20 protein-coding genes are annotated in these 25,278 nt (G+C 58.8%); 9 read left to right on the forward strand and 11 right to left on the reverse strand.

Translation table 11 applies throughout. The features are described from left to right. Position 1: 1 nt before the first annotated feature. The 7 genes from AAEZ03_RS09795 to AAEZ03_RS09825 form a co-directional block, all read right to left on the reverse strand. Positions 2–1,024, reverse strand: coding sequence for an ABC transporter permease (locus AAEZ03_RS09795; protein ID WP_048369974.1), 1,023 nt, complete (start codon positions 1,022–1,024; stop codon positions 2–4). Continuing rightward, on the reverse strand, positions 1,024–2,094 hold the full coding sequence (locus AAEZ03_RS09800) for a microcin C ABC transporter permease YejB (RefSeq protein ID WP_350578108.1): 1,071 nt from the start codon (positions 2,092–2,094) through the stop codon (positions 1,024–1,026). The genes AAEZ03_RS09795 and AAEZ03_RS09800 overlap by 1 nt, the downstream gene beginning before the upstream one ends. 1 nt (position 2,095) lies before the next feature. Beyond that, positions 2,096–3,949: an extracellular solute-binding protein gene (locus tag AAEZ03_RS09805; RefSeq protein ID WP_502947918.1), complete on the reverse strand. Its 1,854-nt coding sequence runs from the start codon at positions 3,947–3,949 to the stop codon at positions 2,096–2,098. A gap of 195 nt (positions 3,950–4,144) precedes the next feature. Further along, positions 4,145–6,826 carry a TonB-dependent receptor gene (locus AAEZ03_RS09810; RefSeq protein ID WP_502947919.1) on the reverse strand — a complete coding sequence of 894 codons (2,682 nt, stop codon included), beginning with the start codon at positions 6,824–6,826 and terminating at the stop codon, positions 4,145–4,147. A 555-nt stretch (positions 6,827–7,381) separates the two neighbouring features. Next, on the reverse strand, positions 7,382–9,193 hold the full coding sequence (locus AAEZ03_RS09815; RefSeq protein WP_350578114.1) for an ABC transporter ATP-binding protein: 1,812 nt from the start codon (positions 9,191–9,193) through the stop codon (positions 7,382–7,384). 201 nt (positions 9,194–9,394) lie between these two features. Next, on the reverse strand, positions 9,395–10,783 hold the full coding sequence (locus tag AAEZ03_RS09820) for a sensor histidine kinase (RefSeq protein ID WP_048369979.1): 1,389 nt from the start codon (positions 10,781–10,783) through the stop codon (positions 9,395–9,397). Then, entirely contained in the window at positions 10,761–11,444 is a 684-nt protein-coding gene (locus AAEZ03_RS09825) for a response regulator transcription factor (protein ID WP_048369980.1), read from the reverse strand. The genes AAEZ03_RS09820 and AAEZ03_RS09825 overlap by 23 nt, the downstream gene beginning before the upstream one ends. Before the next feature lie 185 nt (positions 11,445–11,629). Between AAEZ03_RS09825 and AAEZ03_RS09830 the strand changes: the two genes are divergently transcribed. Next, positions 11,630–12,985, forward strand: coding sequence for an MATE family efflux transporter (locus AAEZ03_RS09830; protein WP_350578117.1), 1,356 nt, complete (start codon positions 11,630–11,632; stop codon positions 12,983–12,985). Between the two features lie 70 nt (positions 12,986–13,055). Next, on the forward strand, positions 13,056–14,069 hold the full coding sequence (locus AAEZ03_RS09835) for an AraC family transcriptional regulator (RefSeq protein ID WP_350578120.1): 1,014 nt from the start codon (positions 13,056–13,058) through the stop codon (positions 14,067–14,069). Between the two features lie 4 nt (positions 14,070–14,073). Here AAEZ03_RS09835 and AAEZ03_RS09840 read toward each other — a convergent pair whose 3' ends face one another. Continuing rightward, positions 14,074–14,298: a YgdI/YgdR family lipoprotein gene (locus AAEZ03_RS09840; RefSeq protein WP_048391386.1), complete on the reverse strand. Its 225-nt coding sequence runs from the start codon at positions 14,296–14,298 to the stop codon at positions 14,074–14,076. A 354-nt stretch (positions 14,299–14,652) separates the two neighbouring features. On the opposite strand from AAEZ03_RS09840, the gene AAEZ03_RS09845 reads away from it, so the two are divergent. Together AAEZ03_RS09845 and AAEZ03_RS09850 are read left to right on the forward strand one after the other, a co-directional pair. Continuing rightward, positions 14,653–15,357, forward strand: a complete 705-nt coding sequence (locus AAEZ03_RS09845) for a YoaK family protein (protein ID WP_350578124.1) — start codon at positions 14,653–14,655, stop codon at positions 15,355–15,357. A 337-nt stretch (positions 15,358–15,694) separates the two neighbouring features. Then, positions 15,695–16,201, forward strand: coding sequence for a hypothetical protein (locus AAEZ03_RS09850; protein ID WP_278939557.1), 507 nt, complete (start codon positions 15,695–15,697; stop codon positions 16,199–16,201). Positions 16,202–16,253: 52 nt separating this feature from the next. On the opposite strand, the gene AAEZ03_RS09855 is transcribed toward AAEZ03_RS09850, so the two are convergent. Next, positions 16,254–16,583: a hypothetical protein gene (locus tag AAEZ03_RS09855; RefSeq protein WP_048369992.1), complete on the reverse strand. Its 330-nt coding sequence runs from the start codon at positions 16,581–16,583 to the stop codon at positions 16,254–16,256. 649 nt (positions 16,584–17,232) lie between these two features. Between AAEZ03_RS09855 and AAEZ03_RS09860 the strand changes: the two genes are divergently transcribed. The 5 genes from AAEZ03_RS09860 to AAEZ03_RS09880 are packed head-to-tail and all read left to right on the forward strand — an operon-like array spanning position 17,233 to position 22,811. Further along, positions 17,233–18,897 carry an AMP-binding protein gene (locus tag AAEZ03_RS09860; protein ID WP_350578129.1) on the forward strand — a complete coding sequence of 555 codons (1,665 nt, stop codon included), beginning with the start codon at positions 17,233–17,235 and terminating at the stop codon, positions 18,895–18,897. A 22-nt stretch (positions 18,898–18,919) separates the two neighbouring features. Then, positions 18,920–19,681, forward strand: coding sequence for an SDR family NAD(P)-dependent oxidoreductase (locus AAEZ03_RS09865; RefSeq protein ID WP_350578132.1), 762 nt, complete (start codon positions 18,920–18,922; stop codon positions 19,679–19,681). A 10-nt stretch (positions 19,682–19,691) separates the two neighbouring features. Then, entirely contained in the window at positions 19,692–20,885 is a 1,194-nt protein-coding gene (locus AAEZ03_RS09870) for an acetyl-CoA C-acyltransferase (protein ID WP_350578135.1), read from the forward strand. An 8-nt stretch (positions 20,886–20,893) separates the two neighbouring features. Then, positions 20,894–22,021: an acyl-CoA dehydrogenase gene (locus AAEZ03_RS09875; protein ID WP_123748858.1), complete on the forward strand. Its 1,128-nt coding sequence runs from the start codon at positions 20,894–20,896 to the stop codon at positions 22,019–22,021. Between the two features lie 16 nt (positions 22,022–22,037). Further along, the gene (locus tag AAEZ03_RS09880; protein ID WP_262123067.1) at positions 22,038–22,811 is read left to right on the forward strand and encodes an enoyl-CoA hydratase; all 774 of its coding nucleotides are present in this window, start codon (positions 22,038–22,040) and stop codon (positions 22,809–22,811) included. A gap of 95 nt (positions 22,812–22,906) precedes the next feature. On the opposite strand, the gene AAEZ03_RS09885 is transcribed toward AAEZ03_RS09880, so the two are convergent. Both AAEZ03_RS09885 and AAEZ03_RS09890 read right to left on the reverse strand, forming a co-directional pair. Continuing rightward, complete coding sequence (locus AAEZ03_RS09885) at positions 22,907–24,058, reverse strand: acyl-CoA dehydrogenase family protein (protein WP_350578138.1); 1,152 nt, start codon at positions 24,056–24,058, stop codon at positions 22,907–22,909. A 3-nt stretch (positions 24,059–24,061) separates the two neighbouring features. Further along, positions 24,062–25,168: an enoyl-CoA hydratase/isomerase family protein gene (locus tag AAEZ03_RS09890; RefSeq protein ID WP_350578141.1), complete on the reverse strand. Its 1,107-nt coding sequence runs from the start codon at positions 25,166–25,168 to the stop codon at positions 24,062–24,064. Positions 25,169–25,278: the final 110 nt, after the last annotated feature.

Raw genomic sequence — 25,278 nt, forward strand, 5'->3', positions numbered from 1 at the left:
CTCAACTCCTTGGATCAAACGCGTCACGGCAGGCTTCGCCGATAAACACCAGTAGCGACAAAATCAGTGCCAGCACACAAAACGCGGTCAGGCCCAGCCATGGGGCTTGCAGATTGCGTTTGGCCTGGCCAATCAGCTCACCCAGCGAGGCGGTGCCGGGCGGCATGCCGAAGCCGAGAAAATCCAGGGCGGTGAGGGTGGCAATTGCGCCGGTCAAAATGAACGGGATGTAGGTCAAGGTTGAGGTCATGGCGTTGGGCAGAATGTGCCGACGCATCAGCGCACCATTGGTCAAGCCCAAGGCCCGGGCGGCTTTGACGTATTCCAGATTGCGCCCGCGCAAAAACTCGGCGCGCACCACGTCGACCAAGGCCAGCCAGCTGAACAGCGCCATGATGCCCAGCAACCACCAAAAGCTCGGGGCGATAAAACCCGAGAGGATGATCAGCAGGTACAGCACCGGCAGCCCGGCCCAAACTTCTTGCAGCCGCTGGCCGATTAGGTCCACCAGGCCGCCGTAAAAGCCCTGCAAGGCGCCCGCCGTGATGCCTACCAGCGCACTGATGGCGGTGAGGATCAAGGCAAACAGGATCGAAATCCGCGCGCCAAAGATCACCCGCGCCAGCACGTCACGGGCCTGCTCATCGGTGCCCAGCCAGTTACTGCTGCTGGGCGGGCTTGGGGAGGGCACCTTGAGGTCGTAGTTGACCGTATCGGAACTGAACGGGATGGGCGCAAAGAGCATCCAGCCGCCTTGCCCGGTGATGAGTGTCTGCACGTATTCGCTGCGGTAATCCGGTTCGAACGGCAGTTCGCCGCCGAAGTCGGTTTCAAGGTGGCTAGAGACAATCGGGAAATACCACTGGTCTTTGAAGTGAATGGCCAAGGGTTTGTCGTTGGCAATCAATTCGCCGCACAGGCAAACCACAAACAGGCCGATAAACAGCCACAGCGACCACCAGCCCCGGCGGTTGGCCTTGAAGTGGGCGAAGCGTCGACGGCTCAGGGGAGAGAGGGTAAACATCAGGCATTCCTCGCCGAGAAGTCGATACGGGGGTCGAGCAGGGTGTAGCAAATGTCGCCGATCAATTTGATCAACAGCCCGAACAGGGTGAACAGAAACAGCGTGCCAAACACCACCGGGTAATCGCGGGATATCGCCGCCTCGTAGCTCATGCGGCCGATGCCATCGAGGTTGAAAATGGTTTCGATCAGCAACGAACCGGCAAAGAACACTTCGATCAACGCCTGCGGCACGCCGGCCACCACCAGCAACATGGCGTTGCGTAACACATGGCCGTAGAGCACGCGGTTTTCGGTCAGGCCTTTGGCCCGCGCAGTGACCACGTACTGGCGGCTGATTTCATTCAAGAAGCTGTTTTTGGTGAGGATGGTCAGGGTGGCGAAACCGCCGATCACCAGCGCGCTTACCGGCAAGACCATGTGCCACAGGTAGTCGGCGATCTTGCCGAAAAAGCTCAGGCTGTCGAAGTCGTCCGAGACCATGCCCTGGATCGGGAACCAGCTCACATAACTGCCGCCCGCGAACACCACGATCAGCAAAATGGCAAACAGAAACGCCGGCATGGCGTAGCCAATGATGATCGCGGTGCTGGTCCACACATCAAACGTGCTGCCGTTGTGAATGGCCTTGCGAATCCCCAGCGGGATCGAGATCAGGTAGGTGATGAGGGTGGCCCACAAGCCTAGCGAGATCGACACCGGGAGCTTTTGCAAGATCAGGTCAGTGACCTTGGCCCCCCGGAAAAAGCTGTTGCCGAAATCCAGTTGCGCGTAGTTCTTGAGCATCAGCCACAAGCGCTCGTGCATCGGTTTGTCGAAGCCGTAATGTTTGGTGATTTCTTCAATCAGGGCCGGGTCCAGGCCCCGGCTGCTGCGGCTGGCACCGGACCCCCCGGCGGCAATTTCACCGCCGCCACCGCCCACTCCGGCACCGCTGAAGCCCTGCAAACGTGCAATGGCCTGTTCAACCGGGCCGCCGGGTGCGGCCTGAACAATCAGAAAATTCACCACCAGAATGCACAGCAAGGTGGGGATGATGAGCAACAAACGTCGACTGATGTAATGCAGCATCTCAATGCTCCTTCAGCTGCGCGTTGGTTTGCGCGGTTTTGCTGACTTCCCACCAGGTGTCCAGGCCTTCATCGAACTTGGGTTCGGTGGTCGGGCGGCCGAAACGGTTCTGGTACACGGTCGGGGTGCCGATGGAGTAGTAGTTGGGAATCATGTAGTAGCCCCATTGCAGCACGCGATCGAGGGCGCGGGCGTAATGCACCATCTCCTCGCGGCTGTTGGCTTGCACCAGCCCGTCGAGCAGGGTGTCGACCGCCGGGTCGCGCAGCACAAATGAGTTGGACGAGCCGACCTGGGTGGCGCTGCCTGAGCCGAACATGTCGTACATCTCGCGGCCCGGCGAGACGATGGGCTGGCCGCTGCGCGGGAACGCCACCACGATCATGTCGTAGTCGCGCGCATTGAGGCGGTTGATGTACTGCGCGGAATCGACCTTGCGAATCTCCATGTTGATACCGATCTGCGCCAGGGTGCGTTTGTACGGCATGACCTTGCGGTCAAAGCCGCCCTGGCCATCGAGGAAGGTGAACGTGAACGGTTCCCCTTGGGCATTCACCAGTTGGTTGTTCTTGGGCGTCCAGCCTGCCTCCTTGAGCAGTGCCAGGGCTTGCAGCTGTTTGTCGCGGATGTAGCCGCTGCCGTCGGTTTTCGGCGCCTGATAGACCTGCGTGAAGACTTCATCGGGGATCTTGCCGCGCAGCGGTTCAAGAATTTCCAGCTCGCGGGCGTCGGGCAGGGCGGTGGCGGCCATGTCGCTTTTCGGGAAGTAGCTCTGCAGACGCACATAGAAGTTGCGCATCATTTGTTTGTTGGTCCACTCAAAGTCCCACAACAGGCTCAACGCCTGGCGCACCCGGCGATCCTGGAACGCCGGGTTTTGCAGATTGAAGGCAAAGCCCTGGGGCGCGCCCGGTTTGTCCTTGGCAAACACACCTCGTTGCAGGCGCCCGTCAGTTAGGGCCGGGCTGTCGTAGCCGATGCTGAAGCCGGTGGCCGAGAATTCGCGGTTGTAATCAAACGCACCGGCTTTGAGCAGTTGTCGGGCGATGTCAGTGTCACTGTAGAAATTCACTGTCAGGCGGTCGAAGTTGTACAAGCCCTTGCTCACGGGCAAGTCTTTGGCCCACCAATCGGGGTTGCGTGCAAACGTGATGCTGCGACCCGGGTCGACGTTGGACACGGTGTACGGGCCGCTGCCCAGGGGCGGTTCGAAGCCGCCGCCATTGGCGAAGTCGCGGGTCTTCCACCAGTGTTCGGGGAGGACATGCAGGCTGGCCAGGTCCAGCGCCAGGGTGCGGTTCTGGTTGCTTTTAAAGTCGAAGCGAATTTGCCTCGGGCCTTCGATGACCACGTCTTTGACCTCGCCGTAGAGCATGCGATAGCTCAGGCTGCCTTGGGTCATCAGGGTGTTGTAGGTAAAGGCGACGTCTTGCGCGGTGATGGCTGTGCCGTCGCTAAAACGGGCTTTAGGGTTGACGTAAAAACGCACCCAAAGGCCGTCAGGGTCGCGCTCCATCTGTTGCGCGACCAATCCGTAGACCGTGTAAGGCTCGTCCAGTGAGCGAAAGGCCAGGGGCTCATACACCCACTGATCTACTTGTACGACACCGGTGCCTTGGTCTACGTAGGGCACGATGTGGTTGAACTGGCCGATTTCCATCGCGGCCCGGCTCAGCGAGCCGCCTTTGGGCGCGTTGGGGTTCACAAATTCAAAATGCTTGAAGTCGGCGGGGTACTTGGCCGCCTCGCCATAGACCGTCATGGCCGGGCCGGGCGCAGCGCTGACAGCCAGGCACACGCACGACAGTGCGGGCACCAGCAGCGAGCGGAGCAGGGGCATGAAAAATGAAGACATGATGGGGTTTCCTTGTGCCGCGTGTGGAGCCATCTACTGTGTTGAATAAACCCGCAGCCTTGCGCTTGGCAAGGCTGCGGGAGTCACTGTGGGAGCGGGCTTGCTCGCGATTCAGGCGATAAGGTCCTGATCCAGCACCAGGTCGATGCCATCGCGGGCAAGCCCGGCTCCCACACAATCAACGTCGTGAACGAATCAGAAGTGGTAAGTCGCACGGGCGAAGAAGGTACGGCCCAGTGGGTCGGTGTAGCGTGGATCGTAACCGCTCTGGAAGTTATAGGCCTGGTTGGTGAACGGCGGGTCGCGGTCAAACAGGTTTTTCACGCCCACATCCAGATCGACGGTTTTGTCGAAGGTGTAACCGGCCGAAATATCCCACAAGGTGTACGAGGCCACGCGGCTGTGGGTGCTTGGGTCGAAGTCGTTGTAGGCGCTGGTGAAGCGGTTGACCAGCGAGCCACGGTAAGGCCCCAGGTTCCAGGTGCCGCTCAACACGTGTTTCCAACGCGCGACTACGCCGACACCCTGGAAGTCACCCACGTTGTCGGTGTAGTTGCCGCCAATGGTGGTCTGGTAGTCGTAGCGAGTGACGTAGGTCCCTTGCAGGCCCAGGCCAAATTGACCGTAAGGCGTGTTAGGGAATTTGTAGTCGGCGCTGACATCGATACCACTGGTTTTAACCGCACCCAAGTTGGCGTTGCCGGTTTGCACGTAATTGATCGAGCCATCGGGGTTGCGGATGTAACGATCGGCATAGGCATTTGGATCGTCAAATACCGTTGATTCCGGGAACTCGGCAATCTGGTTGGCGATGTGAATCCACCAGAAATCCAGGCCAACCGACAGGTCACGAACCGGCTGGTAGACAAAGCCCAGGGTCAGGTTGCGCGCGGTTTCTGGCGACAGGTTGGTGTTGCCGCCAGTGCGACGGTGGAACTGCTGACCGCAATCGCGGCCCGCATCGCCGCCCGGTTGCACGGTGCCGTTGGTGCACAGTTTAGGGTCGTTGTAGAAGCCCTGGGTGTAGGTCAGGTATTCGGGGTTGTACAGCTCATACAGCGAGGGCTCGCGGAAGCCTTCGCTGTACGCGCCGCGCACCACCAGCTCTTTGAGGGGCTGGTAGCGGAACGAGTATTTCGGGTTGGTGGTGCTGCCAAAGTCGCTGTATTTGTCGTGACGCACGGCGGCCGACAGTTCCAGGGTGTCCAGCACCGGTACGTTCAGTTCGGTGTACACCGCCTTCACGTTGCGGTCTGCCGAGACGCGGGCGTTAGGGTCGACACCGAGGCTGGCCAGGTCGTCTGCGAAGGCTGCGTAGCTCTGCTGGTAAGCCTCGTGGCGATACTCGCCACCGATGGCCAGCCCGGCCGGGCCTGCGCCGAACCAGTCGCCGACTTCGCGGCTGGCACGGCCATCGATGCCCGACACGCGCCCTACCGAAGAGATGTACTGGCCACGGTATTGGCTGGCGTCGATCAGGCGCTGGCCGGCTGCGCTTTGCGGGCCGAACGGGTTGATGATGCCATTGGCGATCCCGTCGAGCATGGCCGAATCGCTGACAAAGCCGCCCGTGAGGCTTTCGGTGACCTGGTTCTGGTTGTACGACGCGCCGAGGTTGTAGTCCCAGCCCTTGGCCACGCCGTCAAAGCTCAGCACTACGCGCTGGCTGGTGTTCTGGTCTTTGGTCGAGCGCCCGCCCGCAGCGGTTTCGCGCCAGTTCAGGCCCACCGGTTGGCTGGGGTCAAAAGACGCGCTGGTGGAACCGGGGGTGATGCCATTGCCCGGGAAGTACGGCGATGTCGGGTCTAGGGTGACGCCGACCAGGTTCGCCGGGGCAATGTTCACCGAGTTGTTGTTGCGCGCCCAGAAGTACTCCAGGTTGACGTTGTCGTCATCGGTGATCTTGCCGGTGGCGCGGCCGAAGAAGGAGGTCTTTTCGGTTTCAGGCAACAGGTCCAGGTAGGTGCGCGTGTTGTAGCGGCACACACCCTGGCGCGCGACCAGGTTGGGACCGTCGCAGTTGCTGGCGGACAGCGGGTTGGTGGTCACGCCATTCTGGCTGTAGTTGGCCGGGTAGGAGACGCCCGAGGTCTGGTCCAGACCGCGGCCGGGGACGTAACTTTTCGAGAACGAACGATCTGTGGCTTTCAAGCTGTCCTGCTTGTTGTAGCCGATCACGCCAAACACGTTGAAGCGGTCTTGCTCCAGGTCGCCGTAACCCCAGCTGGCGTTCAGGTCGTGACTGTTGCCGCCACCGCTGTGGCCGGGGGCTTCGCCGCCGAGGGTGAGGGTGCCGTCAGTCAGGGACTTTTTGGTGATGAAGTTGATCACCCCGCCAATCGCGTCGGTACCGTACAACGCCGAGGCGCCGTCGCGCAGGATCTCTACGCGGTCAATGGCCGCGAAGGGAATCGTGTTGATGTCGACGGCAGAGCCATCGATGGCGTTGTTGCCCAGGCGGCGGCCGTTGAGCAGCACCAAGGTTTTATTGGAGCCGATGCCGCGCATGTCGGCAAAGCTTGCACCGCCCGATGAGGAACCCACGGAACTGGCCGCGTTGATCGTCGACTGGTTGCCGGTGACCCGTTGCAGGATTTGCGCCGTGGTGGTGACCCCTTCATTGCGCAGTTGTTCGATGTTGAGAATGGTAATGGGCACTGCCGTTTCGGCGTCTACCCGGCGAATAGCCGACCCGGTGACCTCGACGCGTTGCAGTTGTGTGGTGGGTGCAGCTGATTCATCTGTCGCAGGTGTTTCTGCGGCCTGAAGCTGGCCAGCGCTCATCCCCAGAGCGACCAGGTACAACGGCACCCAACGATGCCGTTGCAGGCTTGCAACCAATGGCTTTACGTTAAAACCAGAACGCTTACTCTGCATGGTTCCATCCGACTTTTTTAGATGTTTATTGGAATGGCCTTGTGGGCCCTCATGACTCCGGTTGGGTTGTGTCGACCCTGGCAAATCACTTTTTTCAAGCAAGCCGCTCCCCCAGTGCGGACAAACAGCGTCCGCACGCGGCCTTGGTAGTGCATGGTTACAACGGGAACTATTAACTAAGGCATGACAGCTCAATGTTAAGTTTTGTTAACTTTGATAAAGCAACCGGTGTGCCAATACGTTTAATTGATGTGAGTCATGTGAACTTTTTTATATTTTTTTATATAAATAAGCGGTGCGGGGTATGCAGAGGGTTTTGAGCGGGGTTTTAAACAGGAACGGGTAGCGTGTACATTGTCTGACAATCAGGCGGGCCGTGGCTTTGCTGTTAAAAATGGAACACCTTTGAAACACTTGTTTGACAGCTATGAGTACAGTGAAGTTATTGGGTTATAGCGTTAGTGTTAAAGGTTCTATGGTGCTAGGAGCGAGTTTGCCTCACGATCTTTTGAATGTTTAAAAGATCGCGAGGCAAGCTCGCTCCTACAGAGGGGTTTAAAGTTCGGTAATGGTTTCGGGTTGGTCACTATCGCTTAATAAACCATCCGACTGGTGTTGCCATAAACGGTAATACAGTCCTTGTTGTTCCAGCAGTTGTGCGTGGTTGCCATCTTCAACTATCGAGCCGTTATCCAGTACGACGATGCGGTCCAGGTGGGCGAGGGTGGACAGACGATGGGCAACGACCAATACAGTCTTGTCGGCCATAATGTCGTCAAGGCTGTTCTGGATCAGGCTTTCGGTTTCGGAATCGAGGCTGGCGGTGGCTTCGTCCAGCACCAGAATCGGCGCGTTTTTAAGCAACGCCCGGGCAATGGCGATGCGCTGGCGTTGCCCCCCCGACAGCTTGACCCCGCGTTCGCCAATCAAGGCGTCGTAGCCTTCGGGCATTTGCAGAATAAACTCGTGGGCATGGGCCCGTTGCGCGGCCTGGGCGATTTGTTCGTCGCTGGCCTGCACGTCGCCATAACCAATGTTCTCGCGTAGTGAACGGTGGAACAGCCCCGGCTCTTGCGGGATCAAGGCGATGTGCGTGTGCAGCGATTGCTGGGTCATCCCCAGCACATTCAGGCCATCAACTTCGATGGTGCCGCCTTGCGGATCATAAGAGCGTAACAACAGGTTGAGCAGGGTGGATTTGCCCGAGCCCGACAGGCCGACAATCCCGACCCGCTGCCCGGCGGGGATGTCCAGATTGAAGTGCCGGAAAATCGGTTTGCCGGGGTTGTAGCTGAAGTCCACATTGCGAAAGTGAATCGAACCTTTATCGATCAGCGCCGGTTGGGCGTCTTGGCGATCCGGCATTTCGTGGGGTTGCAGCAGGGTGTTGATGCTGTTTTCGATGTTTCCGACAAACTCGAAAAAGTGCATGAACTGCATGCTCAAAAAGCTGCACTGCGCCACGATCATCAGGCCCAGCGTGGCCACCATCACCAGTTGCCCGACATCAATCTTGTCCAGGTGCCACAGGTAAAGTGCCAGTGCTACAAGGCCCACGCGTAGCACAATGGACAGGCTGTCTTGCAGCAGGCGGATTTTTTCCTGGTAGAAGAAGGAGCGTTGCGCGGCCTTTTTTTCGGTGGACTGGTAACGGCTTAAATAGCCGAGTTCGAAATCCTGGCGGGCGAACAGGCGGATGCTGCTGAGGTTGCTCACTGCGTCGACGATTTTGCCGGTGGTGACGCTGCGGGTCTTGGCGTGGTCATTGGCCAGCACCTGGGCTTTGCGTGACAGCACGTACGCGAGCAATGAGTAACTCACGACCCACACCAGCAGGCCCAGACCGAGCCAGGGCGAGGCGAGGGTGAGCAGCACCAGGCTGGTGGTCAGCACCACCAGAATCGGCAACATCTCGACGATCAGCACCCACGTGGCATCGAGCAGGCCAATGCTGCCTTCACTGATGCGCTGGGCCAGGCTGCCGGCAAAGTGTTCGCCAAAATAGCGCGGTGAGTGCTGTTGCAGGTAGGCAAACAGGTCGCGGGTGATCTGCACCTTCTGTTGCGGGCGCACCATGATCATGCAGAAGGTCGCGCCGCGGGCAAACACCATCTGCGCCACGGCCAGGCCGAACAACAGGCCAAGTGCCGGGAGGCTGGCCTGGAACAAATCGGTGTGGTCCCACAGCCCTTCACTGACGGCGCCGGTGATGCGGCCGATGGCATACGGCATGAGGGTGGCCGCCATTGCGGCGCCGACCTGGAGCAAGGCAATAGCCCAATACCAACCGGGGTTCTGGCGGATGTAATGCCAGACGAAAGCCGCCGGGCGTTTAGGTGGAACAGTGATAGCACCAAACTCAGACATGACTTCCCTTTACGTAGTCGCAGAAATGCAAGCGCGCAAACGCAAGAAAGAAATGTGCCAAGTTGTTACTGAGGACAGAAAAAGACAATTTCGCCACGCACATCTTTGTAGCCGCTGCCGAAGGCTGCGATAAGGGCCGAAGGACCTTTGGGGGGCTGCGCCCCCATCGCAGCCTGCGGCAGCGGCTACAGGATGTGGTGATTAACCGACGTTGATCAGGCTTTGCCGGCAGTGCAGGGTCAGTCTGGCGCCACCGCCTTTACGGCTGCCGACTTCAAGGTTAAAGCCGTGCAAATTGACAATGGCCGCCACGATGGACAAGCCCAGGCCAAAGCCACTGTGTTTGTCGTCACAGCGGTAGAAGCGTTGGAACACCGCCTCACGTTCGGCCTCGGGAATACCGGGGCCGGTGTCGAGCACTTCAATCAGCGTGCTGCCGTCTTCGTTGGCGGCGCGCAAGATCACTTCGCCGCCCGGTGGGGTGAATTTGATCGAGTTGCTCAACAGATTGGCCAGTGCCTCAAACAGCAAGGCGCGGTCGCCGGTCATGCCGGGAAGCGCGGGCGGGGTGTCCAGAGTCAACGTGACCTGGCCTTCTTCCGCCAGTGGCAGGTAAAAATCGTACAGCTCCTGCAGCAAGGCCAGCGGGTCCAGTGGCAGGAAACCCGAGCGCCGTTGGTGGTCTTCCAGTTCAGAAATCCGCAACAGCCCACGAAAGCGCGCCATCAGGGTGTCGGTTTCACCAATTACTTCGTCCAGTTGCAGCGCCTCGGGCGAGCCTTCTGCCGCTTGCTGCTGGATCCGGTACAACTGCGCGCGCAGGCGGGTGAGCGGGGTGCGCAGGTCGTGGGCGATGTTGTCGCACACGCCTTTGACTTCGTGCATCAGCCGCTCAATGCGGTCGAGCATGGCGTTGACGATGGCGGCCAGCATGTCCAGTTCGTCACGCCGGTTGGACAGCGGCAAACGGTAGGTCAGGTCGCCGGAGACAATCGCCTCGGCACTGGCCTGAATGGCCCGAATGCGTTGCAACGGTCGCCGACGCAGCAGGTGCCAGCCCGCAATGCCGGGGATGATGGTCAACGACAGGCCCCAAAACAGCGCGTGCAAGATGATCCGCGTTACCGCGAACAACGAGCCGTTATCGCGCACCAGCACCAGCAGGCGGCCATCTTGGGTTTGGGTGGCTACCGCGTCGCAACTGTCGCGCGGCAGGTCAGGGTCATCAGAGTTGATGCAGTTGGCCAGTTCGTGGATCTGGCCATCGAGGGGCAGGTCCGGCGGAATGGCCAGGATCGGCCCGCTGATGGGCCGGTGTTGCGCATCGAACAGCCCATAAGCATCTACTGTTCGAAGATCGAACGTCATGCTGGTGGCGAGCGCGTCATCCAGTTGCTCGCCTTTAAAGCGGGCAAACAGGTGTTGGCGCTGCATCAGCGAATGCTTGGCCAGGTTGCCCAGGTAGTCCGAGACCTCGTAATACAGCACCCCCATGAGGATGCAGCTCCAGGCCACGAACAAAAAACTGTACAGCGCCAGCAGTCGGCTGCTGGAGGAGCGCCAGCCCTTAGAGGGGTTCGGCAATGACATAACCCGAGCCTCGAACGGTACGAATCAGGGGCACCAGGCCCGGCGGGTCGATTTTTTTGCGCAGGCGACCAATGTGCACGTCGATGAGGTTGGTGCCAGGGTCAAAGTGATAGCCCCAGACTTCTTCGAAAATCATCATGCGCGAGAGGATTTGCCCGGTATTGCGCATCAAAAATTCCAGCAGCTTGTACTCGGTGGGCAGCAGGCTCAGTTGCTGCTCGGCGCGGCTGGCCTCTCGGGTGATCAGGTTGAGCTCTAGGTCAGCGACCCGCAACGACGTTTCGTGCTTGTCGACCGGGCTTTTGCGGCGCAGCAAGACTTCAACCCGGGCGGCCATTTCGTCGCTGGCAAAGGGTTTGGTCAGGTAGTCATCACCGCCGGCGCGTAAACCACGTACCCGCTCGTCCACATCGGAGAGGGCGCTGATCATCAGAATCGGCGTGCTGACCCCAATAGTGCGCAGCGTGGTTACAATCGCCAGGCCGTCCAGCTCGGGGAGCATGCGGTCCAGGGTAATCAGGTCATAATCGCCACTCACGGCGCGAACCAGGCCCTCACGGCCATTGGCGACCCAGTCAACTTCCAGCCCGTGGCTACTCAATTCAGCCACGATCTCTTTCGCCGTTACGGCATCATCTTCGATGGTCAAAATGCGGGTCATACCGTCACCTGATAGGCCTTTGTCAGCAGTGAGCACATTTTGCCCACAAAAAGCTGAAACGTTTCTTAATAATTCTTCATGTTCAGCCCTGCGTCAGGATAGGGTAGCCGAGTGGTTGTTTGATGCCCGTACACTGTCGCGTTGAGGTATAACCCGTCAGCGTTTTTGATTTAGGACCCTGTGTTATGCAAACCCCCACGCAACGGCCGTTGTGGCAGATCTATCTGATCTTTCTGGCGCCGATGGTGCTGTCCAATTTTCTGCAAAGTTTTTCCGGCACCCTCAACGGGATTTACGTGGGTCAATTGCTCGGTACCCAGGCGCTGGCAGCGGTCTCGGGTATGTTTCCGATTGTGTTTTTCTTTATTGCGCTGGTTATCGGCCTGGGCGCCGGTGCCTCGGTGTTGATCGGTCAGGCCTGGGGTGCGCGTGAGACCTCGATGGTCAAACAGATCACCGGTGCCACGCTGACCTTGGGCGCGTTGGTCGGGTTGCTGGCGGCTGTGCTCGGCAGCCTCTTTGCGCGCCCGGCGATGCAGGCGCTGGGCACGCCGGTTGACGTTCTCGACGATGCCGTTGGCTATGCGCGGGTGATGATGCTGATCATGCCGTTGCTGTTGGTGTTTATCCTCTTCACCCAGTTGCTGCGCGGGGTCAGTGACACCGTGTCGCCGTTGCTGGCGTTGATGGTTTCTACAGCCGTGGGCTTGCTGCTGACCCCGGCGCTGATCCTCGGCTGGGCCGGTTTGCCGCAGATGGGCATCCAGAGCGCGGCGGTGGCGGGGCTGTTTGGTAACGTGCTGGCGATGGTGTTTTTGGTGTTGCGTTTACGCCATAAAAACCACGTGATGGCGCCGGATCGCGAGTTGTGGCTGGCGTTGCGTCTGAACCGCGAAATCCTCGCCAAAGTGCTGCGCATCGGTTTGCCGACGGGCCTGCAAATGGTGGTGCTGTCGCTGTCGGAGCTGGTGATTCTGGCGCTGGTCAATAGCCACGGCTCGCAAGCCACAGCGGCGTATGGGGCGGTGACGCAAATCGTCAACTACGTGCAGTTTCCGGCCCTGTCGATTGCCATTACCGCGTCCATTCTTGGCGCTCAAGCGATCGGTGCCGGGCGCGTCGAACGTATCGGGCCGATCTTGCGCACCGGTTTGCTGATCAACCTGTGCCTGACCGGCACCTTGATCCTGCTGGGGTATGTGTTGTCCGACTGGTTGCTGGGGTTGTTCATCACTGATGCGCAAGCGCACATGCGTGCCGAGCACCTGCTGCACATCATGCTCTGGAGCATTCTGGTGTTCGGCTTTCAGTCGGCCATTGGCGGCATCATGCGTGCCAGCGGTGTGGTGCTGGTGCCGATGAGCATCACCGTGTTTTGCGTGCTGTGCATTGAACTGCCGGTGGCGTATGCGCTCAACGCACACTTTGGGCTGGAGGGCGTGTGGATGGCCTTTCCGGTGACGTACATCGCGATGCTGATCATGCAGACCGCTTATTACCGACTGGTTTGGCGGCATAAACCGATTCAGCGGTTGGTCTAGGGCTGGCTTTTTGACTGGCGCTGCTTAAGATGGCCGACACTTGACTGTCATCGGCCTGGGATCGGCGCCAATGTTGAACAAAGACACCATCTCTATCCAGTTGGTGCGCGAAGCGCTGTTGCACAGCTGTGCAACCACTGGCGCCATGCACGAAGTGCTGCAAAAGGTCGGCATTGACCCGGCGCTGCTCGACGCGCCGCACGCGCGCGTACCCGCCATTGCCTATGCACGCATGTGGCGGCTGTTGGCGCGTCGGCTGGATGACGAGTTTTTCGGCATGGACCCGCGCAAACTGCGTGCTGGCAGCCTGGAGTTTATGTGCCGCTCGGCCATGGCCCAGCCCACCCTCGCGCAGGGCGTGGAGCTGGTGCTGGGTTTTTTGTCGCTGATGCTTGAGCGATTGCCGGCGCGCCTGGTCCGCCAGCAGAGCGTGGCAGAAATCGTCTTGCATGAGCCTGAAGGGCAGTCCAGCCGTGCCTTCACCTACTTTGCCTACTGGATGATCGTGCACGGCGTGACCTGTTGGCTGGCGGGGCGGCGGATCCCGATTCTGGCCATTGAGTTGCGCTGTGCGCAGCCTGATTACTGCGGCGACTATGAGGTGATGTTTTCCGAGAACCTGCGTTTTGATCGGCCGCGCACACGGATGATCTTTGCGGCCGATTACCTGGATGCGCCGATCAAGCGCAGTAACGAAGAGTTGCAACGGTTTTTGGCCCAGGCCCCCGCCAACATCCTGGTCAAATACCGCGATCCGCAAAGCCTGGCGAGCCAGATCAAACAAGACCTTCGACAGCTACCCGCCGAGCAGTGGCCTGAAACCCAAGATATGGCGCAAAGCCTGCACCTGTCGGCGTCTACTTTGCGCCGACGTCTGGCCGAAGAGGGGCAAACCTTCCAGGGGCTCAAGGACGGCGTGCGTAAAGAGTTGGCGATTGGTTGGCTGGCTGAACCGGACCTCAGTTTTGCGGACATCGCCCTGCGTTTGGGCTTTGCCGATACCAGCTCGTTTTACAAAGCCTTTCGCAAATGGTCCGGTACCAACCCGGGGCACTACCGCAGTCTGATTTTGAGCGGTAGCTGAAGGATTACTTGTTTGCCTTGATGGTTGCTACATCTGCGGCCTTGACCTTGATGTGCTTGCCGGCGATATCCTCGAACTCATAAAAGCCGCTGGTACTTTTGGTGTTGGGCATGTCTTTGGTCAGGTACTGCGTGCCGTTTTGCAAGGTCACCACAGTGGGGGTTGCGCAACCAGCCAGTGCCAAAACCGCCACCATGACCACTGGCAAACCGATAATGCTGATCTTCATACGACGTGTACCTTGAACTGTCTGCGAATTAAGTGTTGAGCCCGCTGAGCGCTACGTCTGGCTCTGCGTTGTTAAAAGGACCGATTTTTTCAGCGCGCTTTATACCAACCCTGCGTTGGGTATTGAAGCGCAATCATATACAAGGCCACGCGTGTGGTTTGGATGATTACCTGTCGGTTCCCTGTCAGTGCAGCTCGTGCGTCTCCTCCTTGAGAGTGGTGATTATTAGACGCCTTTTTCAGACTTGGTTCGCTTAGACCTACGATTAAAACGGAATTTTCGTGTGGGCAGCTTCCTTAAAGCGCTTTACTGCATATATTTAACCCGCACCTATTTCTAAAAGGACTGTAGTGGATGTCTCGTGGGCCATTGGAAACGTCTAAAACCTCCCCGTTTGTGCGCGTGCGGGCCTTGCGTAACCGTGTGGGTTTGACGTTTGTCGCCTGTTTGTCGGTGCTGGCGGGGATGACCGATGCCATCGGTTTTCTGGCGGTCGGTGATTTCATTTCGTTTATGAGCGGTAACACAACGCGGCTGGCCGTGGGCATAGCGCAAGGTGATACCCAGGTGATCTTGCGCCTCGGGTTTGCGGTACTGGCGTTTGTTGCCGGGAATGCGCTGGGGGTGGTTTTTGCACGCTGGGGCGGCCGCCGTGCGTTGCCTTTGATGTTGCTGATTTCGGCCTTGCTGTGCACGGCGGCTTTGTTGCCGTTGCAGTCTCAAGTGACGATATTGCTGACGGCGGTGCTGGCCATGGGCATGGTCAATGCGGCGGTCGAGCAGGTGAATGGCTTGCAGGTAGGGCTGACTTATGTGACGGGTGCGTTGTCGCGGTTTGGTCGTAGCCTGGGGCGCTGGATACTGGGTGAGCGGCGGCCCAACTGGCATTTGCAGGTGGTGCCGTGGACGGGCATGTTGGCCGGTGCCGTCGCGGGGGCTGCGCTGGAGTCGCAATTCGGCATCCGGGCCCTGTTGTTCAGTGCGGGGTTGGCGGCGTTCCTGGGGCTGGTATCGCTAAAAATCCCGCGTAGTTGGCAGCGCGATTACATGCCGCGGTAGCGCGTTTTTGTAGCAGTTGACGAGCCTTGCGAGGCAACGTCCGGTTGCGCAGCAGCCGTAAAGGCTTCGTGGCCAAGATCAAAAGATCGCGAGGCAAGCTCGCTCCTACAGGGGGTAGGGGGGCGTTCTTGTAGGCTGCGATGCTACACCGTGAAAAATTCAGACTTAATTAAATAAAAGTACATCCCGTATATCTCGCAAAACTTTGGAACAATCTGCTGTCAGATCGTGGCTGTGGCTTTGTCAGTTAGCGTGTAGTTTGCCCGACGTTGTTCTTAATGCATTGGCTTAAAAAAATAAAAGGCCAATTGCTATTATTTTGTTCAAGGGACTCAACATGCTGAGTATTACGCCAGGAAAAACGTTTATCGCTGCATGCTTTGTTTGCGTTGTTTCAACCAGCAGTGTTGCCACTCCGCTCCCTGCGGACCCACTGCACATTGCCGGTCACTATAAGTGCACGGGATTTGACAGCCACGACGGCCCTTTAAAGGGTGATCTTGTATTGACGCTTGATGAAGAGGCCAGTCAGTTTGAGAAAAGTTTTGGCACTTATCGATTAACGCTCAATGTTGGAACTGAGCAAGTACCCATTACTTACTCGGGGTATGCCGCTGCGCAAGGGCAGTTATTGTCGATCTACTTTGCCAATGACAGCGCTGAGGCGCCGACAGACCGTGGCGTGGGGCTTGGCGTCATCACCCACGATCAGGACAGTCAAGGCCATTACACGACGACTCTGCATAAATCCTATTATCTGCCCGACTATATGCGCGGTAGCCAGGAGGGTTATGGGCCCGGTGGTCGCGGCACTGAAACGTGTATTAAAACGCCGTCTATTTAATACCCATAAAAACCCCCGGAGGTTATCCGGGGTTTTTTATGGGCGGACGTTATCAGCTGTAGCTGTTAACTTTAACCAGGGCTTGCTCGGTTTGAGCTTTTTCCCAGGTCAGTGTCAATGTTTGCAGCACGCGTGCAATAAACTCTTTATCGGCAGCGGCTTTTTTGCCCACGTAGCCTTGGCCACGACGGTACATCTTGAGATGAGCTCGCATGTGTGGGCGCTCTTTCTCGAATTGGGTTTCTTCCTTGCACGCAACAACCGGTTCAATACGTACTGTGCCTTCATTGCACACCCACAGAATGTGGTCGTTCAGCGTGTCTTTCTGAGCAGCGAAGAGTCGAGCCAGCTCGTTAACAGTCGGTTGATTATTCAGGTTCATAGCTAACTCCTTGACCACTCGTTGATCTGTCTAATTGATTCGCGCAACTGCACATGCAGCGCTACGTAATATCCATCTAAAGCAGATCTGGCCTTGAGTCCGTCAGATGTAGTAGTGAAATAAAACACTACAACATGCTGCTTACAGCGAGGGAGAGCAACGTTAACCAGGATGCTTGAGCGACATGTCGCATCACCACAAGCCTCTTGAGGACGTTTCGCTAGCCTCTCACGCCTTAAACTCGGACGATCAAGCCAGGTCAGCTTCATCAATTCTGCCTTGTGGGCAGTACCTATCCCGGAACAGCCCGACAGCTCGTCGAGCATGCTTGCAACAACCCTTTCCAGCGCTTCCGGTGGGGAAGACGTCTGCATAATGCGATGGGAAATTCGTGTCGTCAACAAATATGTAGTGTTTATTTTTAAGCACTACATATGTGACTGGCGGGTCGTATTTGAGCAAGCCGGTCATCCCCGGCAAGCGCTTGCGTCCGCTGTTACAGGCTTAAAGAGGGCGCGGTTTTTTGATTGGCCAAAACAGTCAGCCAGCTTGAGCGGTTTGACTATTGTTGTAGAGCCTTGCCGAGGCGACTATCAGTGGGACTTTTCACGGTTCCCACTCCAACAATAAAGACCGAGGGATTCTGCTGATGCGCGACTATCTGACCGCGATGAATGACTTTGACTACCAACGGACGGTGGCTGGTGCACTGAACGGCCATTTGTCTGCACTCAATGCCTGCGTTGAGTGCTGCGACCGGCACGCTTTGCCAGGGCGTATTGCACTGTTCTGGGAAGGGCGCGACGGCAGTAGCGCCACCTATACCTTCACCGATTTGCAGGACAAGGCCGCGCGCTTTGCCAACTTCTTGCTGGCCCAGGGCGTGAAGCAGGGCGACAAGGTCGCGGGCTTGTTGCCGCGTAATGTCGAGTTGCTGGTAGTAGTTTTTGCCACATGGCGCATCGGCGCAATCTATCAACCGCTGTTCACTGCCTTCGGCCCCAAAGCCATTGAGCACCGTCTTAACAGTTCAGGCGCTGCGCTGGTGGTCACAGACGCGGTTAACCGGCCCAAACTCGATGAAGTCAACGACTGCCCGGCCATCGTCACGGTGGCTGGCGCCAAAGGGCAGGGGCTGGTGCGCGGCGATTTCAGTTTCTGGGCTGAGCTGGACAATTATCCGGCCGTCTGTGAACCGGTGCTGCTGAGTGGGGAAGACCCGTTTCTGTTGATGTTTACGTCGGGTACTACCGGCCCGGCCAAGCCGCTGCTGGTGCCGCTCAAGGCCATCGTCGCATTCCAGAGTTACACCCGCGATGCGGTGGATCTGCGCCCTGAGGACTCCTTCTGGAACCTCGCAGATCCAGGCTGGGCCTACGGGATTTACTTCGGGATCACCGGGCCGTTGTCGATGGGCCACCCGATCACGCTCTACGACGGGCCTTTTACCGTCGAAAGCACCTGCCGGGTCATCAAGAAATACGGCATTACCAACCTCACCGGCTCCCCGACCGCCTACCGCATGCTGATCGCTGCCGGCGAGGCGTTTTCAAGCAAGATCAAAGGCCAGTTGCGGGCTGTCAGCAGCGCCGGTGAGCCGCTTAATCCGGAAGTCATTCGCTGGTTCGGCGAAGAACTCAACGTCACCATTCATGATCACTACGGGCAAACCGAGGTCGGCATGGTGCTGTGCAATCACCATGGCCTGGAGCACCCGGTGCATATGGGCGCAGCCGGCTTTGCTTCGCCCGGCCACCGGATTGTGGTGCTGGATGACAATCATCAGGAACTGCCGGTGGGGCAGCCGGGGATTCTGGCCGTCGATCGCAGCCAGTCGCCGATGTGCTGGTTTGGTGGCTATGAAGGTTTCACCACCAAAGCGTTTGTCGGCAATTACTACTTGAGTGGCGACACCGTGGAGTTGAACCCGGACGGCAGTATCAGCTTTGTCGGGCGCAGCGATGACGTGATCACCACCTCGGGCTATCGCGTCGGCCCGTTCGACGTAGAAAGCGCCTTGATCGAACACCCGGCAGTGGTCGAAGCCGCGGTCGTCGGCAAACCCTGCCCGGAACGCACCGAAGTGGTCAAAGCGTTTGTGGTGCTGAGCCCTCAATACCTAGGTGACGCGCAACTGGCCGAAACCTTGCGCTTGCACGTGCGCCAGCGGCTGGCGGCGCATGCCTACCCCCGTGAAGTTGAATTTGTCAGCGAATTGCCGAAGACCCCGAGCGGCAAGTTGCAGCGCTTTATTTTGCGCAATCAAGAAATCGCCAAGGCTGAACAGGCGCTAAGCGCCAAGGTTACAGCCTGAAATCCAGTCGTCAGGAACCCTTATGCAAATTGAAAACAAGGTATTTATCGTCACCGGTGGTGCGTCCGGATTAGGTGCCGCAACGGCAGAAATGCTGATTAAAGCGGGCGCCAAAGTGATGCTGGTTGATCTGAATGCCGATGCCGTGGCCGCCCAGGCGCGTACGCTGGGCGCGCAGAGCACGGTCGCCGATATCAGCCAGGCGGATGCCGCTCAGGCGGCCGTGGAGGCCACCGTTGCGGCATTTGGCGGGGTCAATGGCCTGGTCAACTGCGCCGGTATTGTGCGCGGTGAAAAAATCCTCGGTAAAAACGGCCCTCATGGGCTGGAGAGCTTCAGCCAAGTGATTAACGTCAACCTGATCGGCAGTTTCAACATGCTGCGTCTGGCGGCAGCAGCCATTGCCGAAACCGCTGCGGATGCTGACGGCGAAGGCGGAGTGATCATCAACACCGCGTCGGTGGCGGCGTTTGACGGGCAGATTGGTCAGGCCGCTTATGCCGCTTCCAAAGGCGCCATTGCCAGCCTGACCTTGCCTGCCGCACGCGAGCTGGCTCGTTTCGGGATCCGTGTGATGACCATCGCCCCCGGCATTTTTGAAACGCCGATGATGGCCGGCATGCCCCCTGAAGTCCGAGATTCGCTGGCCGCCGGTGTGCCGTTTCCGCCGCGCTTGGGCAAGCCTGCCGAGTACGCATCGCTGGTACGCCACATCATTGAAAACAGCATGCTCAATGGCGAGGTTATCCGTCTCGACGGTGCCTTGCGCATGGCCGCCAAATAAGAGGTGAGAAATGACTTTAGCCAATGATCCGATTGTCATTGTCAGCGCGGTACGAACGCCCATGGGCGGGTTTCAGGGTGACTTCAAAGGCTTGACCTCGCCACAGCTTGGCGCCGCAGCCATCAGTGCGGCGGTTGAGCGCGCGGGCATTGCGCCGAGCAGCGTTGATGAAGTGCTGTTTGGCTGCGTACTGTCTGCCGGCCTGGGCCAGGCACCTGCACGTCAAGCCGCTTTGGGCGCCGGGCTGGAAAAGGGCACGCGTTGCACCACGCTGAACAAAATGTGTGGTTCGGGTATGCAGGCAGCCATTCTGGCCCATGATCAACTGCTGGCCGGCAGTGCCGAGGTGATCGTTGCGGGCGGTATGGAGAGCATGTCCAACGCGCCGTATTTGCTGGGCCGGGCACGCAGCGGGTATCGCATGGGCCACGGTCGGGTGCTCGATCACATGTTCCTCGATGGCCTCGAAGACGCTTACGACCGAGGCCGCTTGATGGGCACCTTTGCTGAAGATTGCGCGCAGGCCCATGGCTTTAGCCGCGAGGCTCAGGATGATTTTGCGGTGGCGTCGCTGACACGTGCCCAGCAAGCGATCAAGGACGGCAGCTTCAGCGCCGAGATCGTGCCGGTGCAGGTCACGGTGGGCAAAGAACAGCGTCTTATCAGCGATGACGAACAACCTCCCAAGGCCAATCTGGCGAAAATCCCGACGTTGAAACCGGCGTTCCGTGAGGGCGGTACGGTGACAGCGGCCAACTCCAGTTCGATCTCCGATGGTGCGGCGGCGTTGGTGCTGATGCGCCGCTCCGACGCGCAGAAACGTGGCCTCAAGCCGTTGGCGGTGATCCATGGGCATGCGGCGTTTGCCGACGAGCCGGGGCTCTTTCCGACTGCGCCGATCGGCGCGATCAAGCGGTTGTTGAACAAGACCGGCTGGGACCTGTCCGAGGTCGACCTGTTTGAGATCAATGAAGCGTTTGCGGTGGTGACTCTGGTGACCATGAGCGAGCTGGACATCCCCCATGACAAGGTCAACGTCTACGGCGGGGCTTGCGCGCTGGGGCATCCGATCGGCGCTTCGGGCGCACGGATTCTGGTGACATTGCTCTCGGCCTTGCGCCAGAAACAGTTAAAACACGGTATTGCAGCTGTCTGCATTGGCGGCGGCGAAGCCACGGCGATTGCCGTGGAATGCCTGTATTAAGGAGTTTTATGCTGCCTACATCTGAACACTTACAAATTCGCGAAGCGGCCCGGCAGTTTGCCCAAGAGCGCTTGAAACCCTTTGCGCCAGAGTGGGACAAGCAACATCGTTTCCCCCGTGAAGCGGTCAACGAAATGGCCGAGCTGGGCTTTTTCGGCATGTTAGTGCCCGAAGAGTGGGGCGGTTGCGACACGGGCTATCAAGCCTACGCGATGGCCCTCGAAGAAATCGCCGCCGGTGATGGCGCCTGCTCGACGATCATGAGCGTGCACAACTCGGTGGGCTGCGTGCCGATTCTCAAATACGGCACCGAGCAGCAAAAGCGCGAGTTCCTCATACCCTTGGCCAGCGGTTCCATGCTCGGTGCGTTTGCCTTGACTGAGCCGCAAGCCGGTTCTGATGCCAGCGACCTGAAAACCCGCGCGCGCCTTGAGGGCGATCATTACGTGCTTAATGGCTGCAAACAGTTCATCACCTCGGGGCAAAACGCCGGGGTGGTGATTGTGTTTGCGGTGACGGATCCGTCGGCGGGCAAGCGCGGCATCAGCGCGTTTATCGTGCCCACCGACTCACCCGGCTACAGCGTGGCGCGGGTAGAAGACAAGCTGGGGCAACATGCTTCGGACACCTGCCAGATCCTTTTTACCGACCTTAAAGTACCCGTGGCTAATCGCTTGGGCGAAGAAGGGCAGGGCTACAAAATCGCCTTGAGCAACCTTGAAGGCGGGCGCATTGGCATTGCTTCGCAGGCGGTTGGCATGGCCCGCGCAGCCTTTGAAGCGGCGCGTGATTATGCCCGTGAGCGAGTGACCTTCGGCCAGCCGCTGGTAGAGCATCAGGCAGTAGCGTTTCGCCTGGCAGACATGTCGACAGAAATCGCCGTCGCCCGGCAAATGGTTCAGTACGCGGCGGCCCTGCGCGACAGCGGCCAATCGGCGCTGGTCGAAGCGTCGCAGGCCAAGCTGTTCGCCTCGGAGATGGCCGAACGGGTGTGCTCCAAGGCGTTGCAAACCTTGGGAGGTTATGGCTATTTGAACGACTTCCCGCTGGAGCGGATCTATCGCGATGTGCGGGTGTGCCAGATCTACGAAGGCACCAGCGATATTCAGCGCATGGTCATTTCGCGCAATCTTTGAATTGAGGACGTTAACGATGAGCTACGAAACCATTTTGTTGGACATTCACGGGCAAGTGGGCCTGATCACGCTGAACCGGCCGCAGGCGTTGAATGCGCTCAACGCGCAGTTGGTAAGCGAAGTGAATCACGCTCTGGACGGCCTGGAAGCGGATAACAACATTGGCTGCATCGTGATCACCGGCTCGAAAAAAGCTTTTGCTGCCGGGGCCGATATCAAGGAAATGGCGGAGTTGACCTACCCGCAGATCTACCTTGAAGACCTGTTCTCGGACAGCGACCGGGTATCGACCCGACGCAAGCCGATCATTGCGGCGGTGGCCGGTTTTGCCTTGGGCGGCGGCTGTGAGTTGGCGATGATGTGCGACTTTATTCTGGCCGGTGACAATGCCAAATTTGGCCAGCCGGAAATCAACCTCGGCGTATTGCCGGGCATGGGCGGCACCCAGCGCCTGACCCGCGCGGTAGGCAAGGCCAAGGCCATGGAAATGTGCCTGAGCGGGCGTTTGATGGATGCAAATGAGGCCGAGCGTTCGGGCCTGGTGGCGCGGGTAATCCCGGTGGATGAGTTGCTGGATGAAGCCCTGAAAGTGGCCGCGACCATTGCCAAAAAATCCCTGCCGGTGCTGATGCTGACCAAGGAAAGCGTTAACCGTGCGTTTGAAGTTAACCTGACCGAAGGCGTGCGTTTTGAGCGGCGGGTTTTCCACTCGCTGTTCGCCACCCATGACCAGAAAGAGGGCATGGCGGCGTTCGTCGGCAAGCGCGAAGCGCAGTTCAAGAACAGCTAAGCGTCTGCGCAACCCACTGTAGGAGCGAGCTCGTCTCGCGATCTTTTGATGTTTAAAAGATCGCGAGGCGAGCTGGCTCCTACACGTTTGCGGGGTCAGATCAGGTAGTTCTTCAGCTCGCGGGCAATCACCATGCGTTGGATCTCGCTCGAGCCTTCGTAGATCTGGGTGATCCGCGCGTCTCGGTAATAACGCTCCACCGGGTAGTCTTCCAGGTAGCCATAACCGCCATGAATCTGGAGGGCTTTGGAGCAGACGAACTCGGCTATTTCCGACGCGAACAGTTTGGCTTGCGAGGCTTCTGACAAACACGGTTTGCCAGCGCTGCGCAGGCGCGCGGCGTGCAGGATCAACAGGCGGGCGGCGTTCAGGCGGGTTTGCATGTCGGCCAGCATGTTGGCCACGCTTTGGTGCTCGATAATCGCTTTATCGAACTGGACGCGATCACGGGCGTAGCCCAGCGCTGCTTCAAAAGCTGCCCGTGCAATGCCCAGCGCCTGGGCGGCAATACCGATGCGTCCGCCTTCCAGGTTGGACAGGGCGATGGCCAGCCCTTTGCCGCGTTCGCCCAGCAGATTGGCTTCGGGCACGCTGCAGTTATTGAGGGTGACAGCGCAGGTGTCTGACGCGCGAATGCCCATTTTGTGTTCGGTACGATCGACGATAAAACCCGGTGTTTCGGTGGGCACAAGAAAGGCCGAGATGCCTTTTTTGCCCAGTTCCGGATCAGTCACGGCAAACACAATGGCCAGTTTGGCGCGCTTGCCGTTGCTGACAAATTGCTTGGCCCCGTTGATGACCCATTGGCCATCGCGCAGTTCGGCGCGGGTACGCAAGTTGTGCGCCTCGGAGCCCGCTTGCGGTTCTGTCAGGCAGAAACAGCCGATGGCCTGGCCGCTCGCCAAGTCGGCCAGCCAAGTGTGTTTTTGCGCTTCGCTGCCGTATTTTAGAATCGGCCCGCAGCCTACCGAGTTGTGGATGCTCATCAGCGCACCCGTCGCACCATCACCGGCCGAGATCTCTTCGACGGCCAGCGCGTAAGCGACGTAGTCGACATATGTGCCGCCCCACTCCTCGGGGACGACCATACCGAGCAGGCCCAGCTCGCCCATTTTTGATACCAGCGCGTCGTCGATCCAGCCTGCTTTTTCCCAGGCTTGTGCGTGGGGGGCAATTTCACCACGGGCAAAATCACGCGCCATGTCACGGATCATCACTTGTTCTTCAGTCAGTTCGAGGTCTTGCATGGCTTACACCTCGCTCTTTTTGAAGTCGGTGAAGAAGCTGGCGACGTGCTTGGGGTCCAGTTCGCTCAAGGTCGGCGGGTTCCAGTGCGGGGTCTTGTCCTTGTCGATAATCAGTGCGCGCACGCCTTCGATCAGGTCGCCGCGATCAAACCACTGGCGGTCCAGGTGCAATTCCAGCTCGAAGCATTGTTCAAGGGTCAGTTGACGGCCGTGGCGGAGCATTTCGAGGGTGACGGCCATGCCCAGCGGTGAACGGGTTTCCAGCAGGTTGGCGGTCTCGGTGGCCCATTCGCGGTGTTGCGGTGCAGTCACGGCGCGCAGGTGAGCGACGATCTCGGGCACGCTGTTGTGGGCAAACACTTCATCAATCAAGGGCCGCAAGTTGGCCAGCGGCGCGTCGGGCAACGTTTGCACGGCAAAGGTGGCGAGCAGCGCCTTGAGGTCTTCAAGAGGCGATTGGCGCCACTGGAGGTGGTCGAGGCTTTGATCCAGTTCAGGCAGTTTGCTGCTGTCGGTGTACCAGTCGGCCAGCCCGCAATACAACGCATCGCTGGCGCGGATTTGCACGCCGCTGACGCCCAGGTAGGTGCCGATCTGGCCGGGGGTGCGAGTCAGGAAGTAGCTGCCGCCGACGTCAGGGAAGTAACCAATGGCCACTTCGGGCATGGCCAGACGGCTGCGTTCGGTGATCAGGCGCAGATCGCAGCCTTGTGCCAGCCCCATACCGCCGCCCAAAACGTAACCATCGAGCAACGCGAGCAGCGGTTTTGGGTAGTGGTGCAGCGTGCGGTCAAGGGCGTATTCCTCTTCGAAGAACACGGTGTGCAGGGTGTCTTTGCGTTTGTAGCTGTCGTACAGCGAGCGAATGTCGCCGCCCGCACAAAAGGCTTTTTCGCCCGCGCCGCGCAATACCACGGCCTTGATGTTGGCATCGCCTGCCCAGGCATCGAGCTGCTGTTGCAGGCTACGGACCATAGGCAGGTCGAGGGCGTTGAGGCCGCTGGGGCGGTTGAGGGTCAGGTGGCCAATATGGTTGCGGACCTCGGCAAGTACCGTGCTTTGGGTCGGCTCGACATCCTGTGTCGGCGAGGATGAAACCTGAGCAGTCATCACTAACTCCCTGCTGTGCTTTATTTTTAGAATGTGTTCGCGGGCGAACGATGGTCGATGCTAACAGTGCAAATTTGCTGATGACAACCCGGATGCGTGCAGGCTTGGCA

This window comes from Pseudomonas sp. HY2-MNA-CIBAN-0224 (genome assembly GCF_040310285.1).
Classification (GTDB): Bacteria; Pseudomonadota; Gammaproteobacteria; order Pseudomonadales; family Pseudomonadaceae; genus Aquipseudomonas; species Aquipseudomonas helleri.

What these genes read in the sequence shown, in the direction of transcription:
- AAEZ03_RS09850 (WP_278939557.1), top strand. Translation starts at nt 15,695, where the DNA reads ATGCTGAGTATTACGCCAGGAAAAACGTTTATCGCTGCATGCTTTGTT.
- AAEZ03_RS09840 (WP_048391386.1), bottom strand. Translation starts at nt 14,298, where the DNA reads ATGAAGATCAGCATTATCGGTTTGCCAGTGGTCATGGTGGCGGTTTTG.
- AAEZ03_RS09820 (WP_048369979.1), bottom strand. Translation starts at nt 10,783, where the DNA reads ATGTCATTGCCGAACCCCTCTAAGGGCTGGCGCTCCTCCAGCAGCCGA.
- AAEZ03_RS09890 (WP_350578141.1), bottom strand. Translation starts at nt 25,168, where the DNA reads ATGACTGCTCAGGTTTCATCCTCGCCGACACAGGATGTCGAGCCGACC.
- AAEZ03_RS09880 (WP_262123067.1), top strand. Translation starts at nt 22,038, where the DNA reads ATGAGCTACGAAACCATTTTGTTGGACATTCACGGGCAAGTGGGCCTG.
- AAEZ03_RS09835 (WP_350578120.1), top strand. Translation starts at nt 13,056, where the DNA reads ATGTTGAACAAAGACACCATCTCTATCCAGTTGGTGCGCGAAGCGCTG.
- AAEZ03_RS09830 (WP_350578117.1), top strand. Translation starts at nt 11,630, where the DNA reads ATGCAAACCCCCACGCAACGGCCGTTGTGGCAGATCTATCTGATCTTT.
- AAEZ03_RS09810 (WP_502947919.1), bottom strand. Translation starts at nt 6,826, where the DNA reads ATGCAGAGTAAGCGTTCTGGTTTTAACGTAAAGCCATTGGTTGCAAGC.
- AAEZ03_RS09825 (WP_048369980.1), bottom strand. Translation starts at nt 11,444, where the DNA reads ATGACCCGCATTTTGACCATCGAAGATGATGCCGTAACGGCGAAAGAG.
- AAEZ03_RS09795 (WP_048369974.1), bottom strand. Translation starts at nt 1,024, where the DNA reads ATGTTTACCCTCTCTCCCCTGAGCCGTCGACGCTTCGCCCACTTCAAG.
- AAEZ03_RS09870 (WP_350578135.1), top strand. Translation starts at nt 19,692, where the DNA reads ATGACTTTAGCCAATGATCCGATTGTCATTGTCAGCGCGGTACGAACG.
- AAEZ03_RS09845 (WP_350578124.1), top strand. Translation starts at nt 14,653, where the DNA reads ATGTCTCGTGGGCCATTGGAAACGTCTAAAACCTCCCCGTTTGTGCGC.
- AAEZ03_RS09885 (WP_350578138.1), bottom strand. Translation starts at nt 24,058, where the DNA reads ATGCAAGACCTCGAACTGACTGAAGAACAAGTGATGATCCGTGACATG.
- AAEZ03_RS09800 (WP_350578108.1), bottom strand. Translation starts at nt 2,094, where the DNA reads ATGCTGCATTACATCAGTCGACGTTTGTTGCTCATCATCCCCACCTTG.
- AAEZ03_RS09815 (WP_350578114.1), bottom strand. Translation starts at nt 9,193, where the DNA reads ATGTCTGAGTTTGGTGCTATCACTGTTCCACCTAAACGCCCGGCGGCT.
- AAEZ03_RS09875 (WP_123748858.1), top strand. Translation starts at nt 20,894, where the DNA reads ATGCTGCCTACATCTGAACACTTACAAATTCGCGAAGCGGCCCGGCAG.
- AAEZ03_RS09805 (WP_502947918.1), bottom strand. Translation starts at nt 3,949, where the DNA reads ATGTCTTCATTTTTCATGCCCCTGCTCCGCTCGCTGCTGGTGCCCGCA.
- AAEZ03_RS09860 (WP_350578129.1), top strand. Translation starts at nt 17,233, where the DNA reads ATGCGCGACTATCTGACCGCGATGAATGACTTTGACTACCAACGGACG.
- AAEZ03_RS09865 (WP_350578132.1), top strand. Translation starts at nt 18,920, where the DNA reads ATGCAAATTGAAAACAAGGTATTTATCGTCACCGGTGGTGCGTCCGGA.
- AAEZ03_RS09855 (WP_048369992.1), bottom strand. Translation starts at nt 16,583, where the DNA reads ATGAACCTGAATAATCAACCGACTGTTAACGAGCTGGCTCGACTCTTC.